An 8267-nucleotide genomic window follows, 5' to 3' on the forward strand; every position below is an offset into this window, starting at 1 on the left:
CCGTCACAGCGCCCGGAGCCCCCGCACCCGCACCGGATACGCAGGCTCGCTCGGGCCGCCCTCTCCATCCCGCTGTACGACCACCTGCGCTCCCTCCCAGCGCGTCACATAGCGCTCGATCTCCGGCTCGTCCCACCCGTTGTCCGAGTCCGGCACGACAAGCCCGCCCCCGACACGACCCCGCGCGGGAGCCCACACCTCAAGCTCCAGTCCACCATCGGCACCCCGAACGGGCACAACGGCACCGGCACGCGCCAGCACCGGAATCCGCGACAGGGGCGCGTCGATCAGCACCTGGGCCGGCCCTTCATAGGCCTCCTCGGTGACCGTGTCGTACCAGCGCCCCCGTGGCAGCTGAACCGCACGCCGGTCCGTCCCCGGGTCCAGCACCGGCGCCACCAAGAGCGAGTCACCGAGCAGGAAGGCGTCCTCGCAGTCACGCAACGCCCGGTCCTCGGGCGCGCCCCACCACACGGGCCGCACATAGGGTGCGCCGGTACGACGAGCCAGATGCGCCAGGGTCATGAAGTACGGGAGCAGCCGCCGCCGTTCGACGAGCGCCACGCGCGCGTGCTCCAGGACGTCGTCACCGAACTCCCAGGGCTCCCTGCGCCCCGCCCGCAGACTCGCGTGCGTCCGGAACAGCGGGAGATAGGCACCGAGCTGGAACCACCGCAGATACAGCTCGGGCGACGGACTTCCGTCGAAGCCGCCGACATCGGGCCCCGAGTACGGCACCCCGCACAGCCCCAGCCCCAGCACGAGCGACAGTGACGCCCGCAGCCCGGGCCAGCCGGTGGCCACATCCCCGGACCAGGTCCCTCCGTAGCGCTGCATTCCGGCCCACCCGGAGCGCGAGAAGATGAACGGCCGCTCCAGGGGCGCAAGTTCACGCAGCCCCTCGAACCCGGCCCGGGCCATACCCAGCGCGTACACGTTGTGCGCCTCACGGTGGTCACCACCGCGGCCCTCCAGGGAGTGCCGCGCCGAACGCGGCAGCGTCGACTCCCCGAAGGCCGTGAACGACGTCGGCTCGTTCATGTCGTGCCAGAACCCGGCGAATCCCAGCGCGAGCCGCTCCTCGTAGAGCCCGCCCCACCACCGTCGTACGCGCGGGTCCGTGAAGTCCGGATAGACCGACTCCCCAGGCCATACGACACCTCGCACGAGCCGCCCCGAGGCATCCCGGACGAACGCGTCCGCGCCGATGCCACTGTCGTACACCGCGTTGCCCGGCTCCGCCTTGACCGCCGCGTCGACGATCGACACCAGCCGGACGCCGTCGCGCCGCAGCTCCTCCGCGAGCTCCGGCATCTTCGGGAAGTGCTCCCGGTCGACCGTGAACACCTGGTTCGCGTCATAGTGGTCGATGTCCAGGTGGACCGCGTCGAGCGGAAGACCACGCTCCAGGTAGCCCGCGACGATCCGCCGCACCTCCTGGGCACTGCCGAAACCCCACCGCGCGTGATGATGCCCCAGCGCCCACCCGGGCGGCAGCGCGGGCGCCCCGGTGAGCGCGACCCAGGCGTGCAGCACGCGCGCGGGGGTGCCCACCATCACCCAGCAGCGCAGTGGGCCGCCGTCCACTCGCAGCTCACAGGACCCGGCCCTGTCGTGCCCGGAACCGGCGCCCTCCTCACCCTCGCGCAACGTCACCGTGCCGTCCCACGAGGTGTCGTGGAACACGAGATGGGTGGCGGCGTCGGCGACCACCAACTGCACGGGCATGGTGATGTACAGGGGATCGTCGCCGGGCCCGAAGGCCCTCCCGGGATCCGTGTTCCACAGCCGGTACCTCCCGTTGCGCAGCCGCGGGCCGGCCGCGCGCCCGCCCAGGCCGAAGAACCGCGCGTCGGCGGCCACCTCGGAGCGCTGCATCCAGCGCGCCACGCCGCCGTCGACCGGCTCCCACCAACGGGGCGGCAGATCGCGGCGCAGCATCACGCCGCCCGGGGTGTGCACCTCTACGGCTCCGTGCCGTGACACCACGACCGTCGCCCGTTCGGAGACGACCCGCCAACCGCCGTCCTTGTCGGGCTCCAGGACCGCCCGCGGATCCGGCTCCGGACGGTGGCCCCCGAGCGCGTACGACGGCTCGGGGTCAGCCCCGTCCCACCCCCAGAAAACCGCCCCGTTCACCGTGACCGTGATCCTCAGCTCGGAGCGGGTGAACCGGACGACTCCACCGCCGGGACCCGGGTCCACGCCCCGCACCGGCCCTGGCACCCGCGCGCGCTCGGCGCCCCGCTTGGGCAGCCCCACGGCATCGGCACGCTTCCTGCGCCACGCGGCTCGCACGGTACGCAACCCCTGGGTCGCTCCCGCCGAACCGACCGCCTTCACCGAACGCACCAGGTCACGACCGTTCATGCTGCTCAGCCTGCCATTGACGAGGCCATAAGTGTGAGTCGTTCAACTGCCGTTCACCCGTGGTCAGACCACATCTTCACGTCGGCGACTATGTGCGGCGCACCCTGGTGCCGAAGTCGATCACATGGCATCGTCCATGACAGCCGCGTGACGCGCACACCCCAGCTCGTGCGCGACAGACGCCCACGACGCGCACAGCCCGGGAGCCGCCCCATGTCCACCTCCAACCCCTCACCGCTCTGGCAGCCCACCGAGGAACGCATCGCCCAGGCACAGATCACGAAGTTCCAGACCTGGGCGGCCGAGCGGCACGGCGCCCCGGCCGAGGGCGGCTACGCGGCACTGCACCGCTGGTCCGTGGACGAACTGGACACCTTCTGGAAAGCCGTCACCGAATGGTTCGACGTACGGTTTTCGACCCCCTACGCGCGCGTGCTCGGCGACCGCTCGATGCCAGGCGCCGAATGGTTCCCCGGTGCGACCCTCAACTACGCCGAGCATGCTCTACGCGCGGCCGACACCCGTTCGGACGAACCGGCGCTCCTGTACGTCGACGAGACCCATGAGCCGACCCCCATCAGCTGGTCCGGGCTGCGGAGCCAGGTCGGCTCCCTGGCGGCCGAACTCCGCGCGCTCGGCGTACGCCCGGGCGACCGGGTCTGCGGCTACGTCCCGAACGTTCCGCAGGCCGTGACCGCCCTCCTCGCCACAGCCGCCGTGGGCGGTGTGTGGACGTCCTGCGCCCCCGATTTCGGCGCCCGCAGTGTCCTCGACCGCTTCCAGCAGGTCGAACCCGTGGTGCTCTTCACGGTCGACGGCTACCGCTACGGAGGCAAGGAGCACGACCGCCGCGACACCGTCGCCGAGCTGCGCCGCGAACTGCCTACCCTGCGCGCGGTCGTACACATCCCCTTGCTGGGCACCGAAGCTCCTCAGGACGCCCTGGAATGGTCCGCCCTGACCTCCGCCGAGGTGGAGCCCCTCTTCGAGCAGGTCCCCTTCGACCATCCCTTGTGGGTGCTCTATTCCTCGGGCACCACCGGCCTACCCAAGGCGATCGTCCAGTCCCAGGGCGGCATCCTCGTGGAGCACCTCAAGCAGCTCGGTCTGCACTGCGACCTCGGCCCCGAAGACCGCTTCTTCTGGTACACGTCCACAGGCTGGATGATGTGGAACTTCCTGGTCTCCGGGCTCCTCACGGGCACCACGATCGTCCTGTACGACGGCAGCCCCGGGTACCCGGACACAGGCGCCCAGTGGCGCATCGCCGAACGGACGGGAGCGACACTCTTCGGCACGTCCGCCGCGTACGTCATGGCGTGTCGTAAGGCAGGCGTCCGCCCCTCCAACGATTTCGACCTCGCGCGCGTGCAGTGCGTCGCCACCACCGGCTCGCCCCTGCCACCCGACGGCTTCCGCTACCTCCACGACGAGGTCCGCGACGACCTGTGGATCGCCTCCGTCAGTGGCGGCACTGACGTGTGCTCGTGCTTCGCGGGCGCAGTCCCGACACTGCCGGTGTACATCGGCGAACTCCAGGCCCCTGGCCTCGGTACAGACCTCCAGTCCTGGGACCCCAGCGGCAAGCCCCTCATCGACGAAGTCGGTGAACTCGTGGTCACCAATCCGATGCCGTCCATGCCCATCCGCTTCTGGAACGACCCCGACGGCAGCCGCTACCACGACAGCTACTTCGACACGTATCCCGGAGTGTGGCGCCACGGCGACTGGATCACCGTCACCTCGCGCGGCTCCGTCGTCATCCACGGCCGCTCGGACTCCACGCTCAACCGCCAGGGCGTGCGCATGGGTTCAGCCGACATCTACGAAGCCGTCGAACGCCTCCCCGAGATCAAGGAGTCGCTCGTCATCGGCATCGAACAGCCCGACGGCGGCTACTGGATGCCGCTCTTCGTACATCTCGCCCCCGGTGCCACACTCGACGAGGCCCTCCTGACCCGCATCAAGCAGACCATCCGCGAGCAGCTCTCGCCGCGGCACGTGCCGGACGAGGTCATCGAAGTCCCCGGCGTCCCCCACACCCTCACCGGCAAGCGCATCGAAGTCCCGATCAAACGCCTCCTCCAAGGCACCTCCCTGGCAAAGGCGGTCAACCTCGGCTCGGTGGACGACGTCGAACTGCTGCGCTTCTACGAAGACCTGGCCCAGAAACGCGCCTGACGGACGTACTCCACTCCACCCCGCGACGCAGCGAACCACCCTCGCCCGCCGGCGTTGTCAGTGCCACCGATTACTGTGAGTGAGCATTGATCGACTGCGCACAGGGGGAAACATGGCGCACACCCGGCACCACAGCACGCGACGCGTCCTGCGCCGCGAAATCGCGGGCACCATCGGCCTGTTGACCGACGAACAGGACTTCACGGCGATGCGGCGCTACCGCACGTTCGCCTTCGACGACCACACCACCTACCTCCAGCAAGTGGAATCCCTGCTCAGGACCCTCGCCGCCCAGGGCGGCCACACCACAGTGGCGCTCTTCGACCCCGAGGAATACGCCGAGTTCTGCGCCGAGAGCGGCCTGGAACCCGACGCCTCGTCGAGCCGCACCCGCTTCACGGCGGAACTGGCCGCGTCGGGCCCCACCGTCATGTACGAGGGGCAGCCCCTCGACGAACTCGTCCCCGACCTCGTCGACGAGGCCGTCCGCCAGGCGACATGGGAGTACGCGACCACACTCCTGGCCCGTATCGGCAACTGCGCATCCTGCGGCGAGGACATCGGACGCGCATCCTTCGCCCACGCCGCCCGCCTTCTCAGCCGCATTCTCGAAACCGCGGAAGCCGGCCACCTCCATCTCGTGTGCAGTGTCTCGGCCGCGCCCGAACTGCTCGTCGCCGCGCTCCGAGCCGACGACGACGCGGGCACCATCCACCTCGACGAAACAGAAGCCCTGGAATTCACCACCGTATTGGCCCTCGGCATCGCCACCCGGAGCGCCGGGGGACTCGTGATGCGCATCACCGCCCACGACAGGACCGACCGTGTCTACGGGTGGCGACTCCGCGGTGAGAGCCTGGATCCCCTCACCGCTGCCGAGGTCTTCGACGCCTATTGCACCGACGTGGATTCCGGAGACCTGGTCTCCCCGGAATCAGGAGTCGACTACTGCGCACCACCCGACCTCGGAGAAGGAGGAGGAATGACGGGTCACGCGCACTGAACGCGAAAGGGGCGCCCCACCATCAGGTGGAGCGCCCCTCGGCAACGGTCGACCGACGACGTGGTCCGGCTATTCGCCGGACAGCACCGCCTGCGCCGCCGTCCGTGCCTCCTCGGCCGTGTCCGCCGCACGGGCAGCGGCGGCGGCGCGCTCGCACTGCGCCAGCGTGTACTTGGCGAGCGTCGTCCGGACATAAGGAATCGACGCGGCACCCATCGACAGGGAGGTGACCCCCAGACCGGTCAGCACACACGCGAGGAGCGGGTCCGCCGCTGCCTCACCGCAGACCCCACAGCTCTTGCCCTCGGCCTTCGCCGCCTCGGCGGACAGCGCGACGAGGTCGAGCAGCGCGGGCTGCCACGGATCCTGCAGACGAGACACCGCACCCACCTGCCGGTCGGCGGCGAAAGTGTACTGCGCGAGGTCGTTGGTCCCCAGGGACAGGAACTCGACTTCCTGAAGGATCGAGCGCGCCCGAAGCGCGGCCGACGGAATCTCCACCATCGCGCCGAACTTCGCCTGCAGCCCGGCGTCACGGCACGCGTCCGCGAACGCCTTCGCGTCCGTGCGGTCCGCGACCATCGGCGCCATTACCTCGAGGTAGACCGGCAGCCCCTCCGAAGCCTTGGCGAGGGCGGTCAGCTGCGTGCGCAGCACATCGGGGTGGTCGAGCAGTGAGCGCAGACCCCGCACACCCAGTGCCGGGTTCGGCTCGTCGGCCGGAGTCAGGAAGTCGAGCGGCTTGTCCGCGCCCGCGTCGAGCACACGCACCACGACACGACCCTCAGGAAACGCCTCGAGAACCTGCCGGTACGCCTCGACCTGCTTGTCCTCGGACGGCGCCCGCTTGCTGTCGTCGAGAAAGAGGAACTCGGTACGGAACAGACCGACACCCTCGGCACCGGCCTCAAGAGCGGCAGGCACGTCAGCCGGGCCCCCGACATTGGCCAGCAGCGGCACCTTGTGCCCGTCGGACGTGGCTCCGGGACCGGTGGAGGAGGACAGCGCTGCCTTGCGCTTTGCCGCAGCGGCCTCCAACTCTGCCTTCTTCTCGGCACTCGGCTCCACGAAGATCTCACCGGTGCTGCCGTCCACGGCGATCACGGTGCCTTCCGCGAGCTCACCGGCACCAGGCAGCGCGACCACGGCCGGAACGCCGAGCGCCCGCGCCAGGATCGCGCTGTGACTGGTCGGTCCGCCCTCCTCGGTGACGAAACCGAGCACCAGAGTGGGGTCGAGCAGCGCCGTGTCCGCCGGGGCGAGGTCACGAGCAATAAGGACATAGGGCTCGTCGCTGTCCGGCACACCGGGCATGGGCACCCCGAGCAGCCGGGCGACGATACGATTCCGCACGTCGTCAAGGTCGGCGACACGACCGGCGAGGTACTCGCCGGCGGCGGCCAACAGCGCGCGATAGGCAGCGAACGCGTCATAGACCGCACGCTCGGCGGTGCTGCCGACAGCGATCCGGCGTTCCACGTCCGCCATCAACTCGGGGTCCTCAGCCATCATGGCCTGCGCCTCGAGCACCGCCTGAGCTTCGCCGCCCGCCAGATTGCCGCGCGCAACCAGGTCCGCTGCCACGTCCTCCACGGCCTTGCGGGCGCGCCCCTGTTCGCGCTCCGCGTCCTCCGTCGGGATCTGCTTGGCCGGCGGTTCAAGAACCGCCGTTCCCATATGCCGAACCTCGCCGATCGCCACCCCGTGGCTCACGCCGACGCCTCGCAGCGTTGTCTCCATCTCACCCGTCTCCGATAGTGCGGCGGGGTAACGCCGCTGCGGTGGTTGCCCTACTTGTCGTCTACGTCGGCGTTGACGTCACTGCCAGCCGAAGAGCTCGTCTCCGGCCTTCACATCGCCATCCTCGCGGACGTCGGAGAGGGACTCGGCCGTGGCCTCGAGCGCCACGACCGGGCACACCGGCGACTTGCCGGCTGCCTCGACAGCAGCCGGGTTCCAACGAACGACGGCCTGGCCGCGCGTCACGGTGTCACCCTTGTTGACGAGGAGTTCGAAGCCCTCGCCGTTGAGCTGCACGGTGTCGATGCCGAGGTGTGTGAGCACACCATGGCCTTCGCCGTCGACGACGACGAAGGCATGCGGATGAAGCGAGACGATCACTCCGTCGACGGGGGCGACAGCCTCCGAGGGTTCACGCACGGGGTCGATCGCCATGCCGGGGCCGACCATGGCCCCGGAGAACACGGGATCCGGTACCTCGGTGAGTCCGATGGCGCGTCCTGCAAGAGGGGACGTCACGGTGGTCATGGGAAGCCTCCCAGGGGCGGAGATTTATATGGGCCGTCACTACCTGTCCCGGACGGCGCACTGCTCAGCAGGGTATGTCATATGAAGTGCAGGTTCCCTGCGAGAGGACCCGGTTGGCGGTCGTAGAGCAGGGCGCAAACGATTTGCGTCCGCTCCAACGCCCCATGTAGAGTCGTTCTCCTGCTTGGGGCCGAGCGACGCGATCAAGTGTCCTTGCCCGGCAGCACTCAACTTGTCAGATCCTATCTCGGGGTTTGGTTCTGCATGTCCGCAGAACCGTGGTCAGAGAGACGGAAATTCACTGATAGAGTTTGAAACATCGAAGGGAAACGCCCGGAGGAAAGCCTGAGGAGTCTCTCGGGTGAGTACGAAGGAAGTGTCCGTTCCTTGAGAACTCAACAGCGTGCCAAAAATCAACGCCAAGTTTGTTGATACCCCGTCTCCG

Annotated in this window: 5 protein-coding genes; 2 read left to right on the top strand and 3 right to left on the bottom strand. The window is 69.1% G+C overall.

Translation table 11 applies throughout. The annotated features are described in order from the left end of the window. Nucleotides 1-3: 3 nt before the first annotated feature. Nucleotides 4-2370: a TIM-barrel domain-containing protein gene (locus tag ACFVKT_RS39145; protein WP_385741418.1), complete on the bottom strand. Its 2367-nt coding sequence runs from the start codon at nt 2368-2370 to the stop codon at nt 4-6. A gap of 213 nt (nt 2371-2583) precedes the next feature. Between ACFVKT_RS39145 and ACFVKT_RS39150 the strand changes: the two genes are divergently transcribed. Together ACFVKT_RS39150 and ACFVKT_RS39155 are read left to right on the top strand one after the other, a co-directional pair. Then, entirely contained in the window at nt 2584-4551 is a 1968-nt protein-coding gene (locus ACFVKT_RS39150) for an acetoacetate--CoA ligase (protein ID WP_385741420.1), read from the top strand. Nucleotides 4552-4663: 112 nt separating this feature from the next. Then, the gene (locus ACFVKT_RS39155; protein WP_385741423.1) at nt 4664-5554 is read left to right on the top strand and encodes a hypothetical protein; all 891 of its coding nucleotides are present in this window, start codon (nt 4664-4666) and stop codon (nt 5552-5554) included. A 69-nt stretch (nt 5555-5623) separates the two neighbouring features. On the opposite strand, the gene ptsP is transcribed toward ACFVKT_RS39155, so the two are convergent. Both ptsP and ACFVKT_RS39165 read right to left on the bottom strand, forming a co-directional pair. Then, the gene (ptsP, locus tag ACFVKT_RS39160) at nt 5624-7294 is read right to left on the bottom strand and encodes a phosphoenolpyruvate--protein phosphotransferase (protein WP_385741426.1); all 1671 of its coding nucleotides are present in this window, start codon (nt 7292-7294) and stop codon (nt 5624-5626) included. A 78-nt stretch (nt 7295-7372) separates the two neighbouring features. Further along, entirely contained in the window at nt 7373-7822 is a 450-nt protein-coding gene (locus tag ACFVKT_RS39165) for a PTS glucose transporter subunit IIA (RefSeq protein ID WP_385741429.1), read from the bottom strand. Nucleotides 7823-8267 lie beyond the last annotated feature (445 nt).

Source organism: Streptomyces sp. NPDC127595 (genome assembly GCF_042671685.1).
Classification (GTDB): Bacteria; Actinomycetota; Actinomycetes; order Streptomycetales; family Streptomycetaceae; genus Streptomyces.

Coding starts and splice junctions, on each gene's coding strand:
- ACFVKT_RS39155 (WP_385741423.1), top strand. CDS start 4,664: ATGGCGCACACCCGGCACCACAGCACGCGACGCGTCCTGCGCCGCGAA.
- ACFVKT_RS39165 (WP_385741429.1), bottom strand. CDS start 7,822: ATGACCACCGTGACGTCCCCTCTTGCAGGACGCGCCATCGGACTCACC.
- ACFVKT_RS39150 (WP_385741420.1), top strand. CDS start 2,584: ATGTCCACCTCCAACCCCTCACCGCTCTGGCAGCCCACCGAGGAACGC.
- ptsP (WP_385741426.1), bottom strand. CDS start 7,294: ATGGAGACAACGCTGCGAGGCGTCGGCGTGAGCCACGGGGTGGCGATC.
- ACFVKT_RS39145 (WP_385741418.1), bottom strand. CDS start 2,370: ATGAACGGTCGTGACCTGGTGCGTTCGGTGAAGGCGGTCGGTTCGGCG.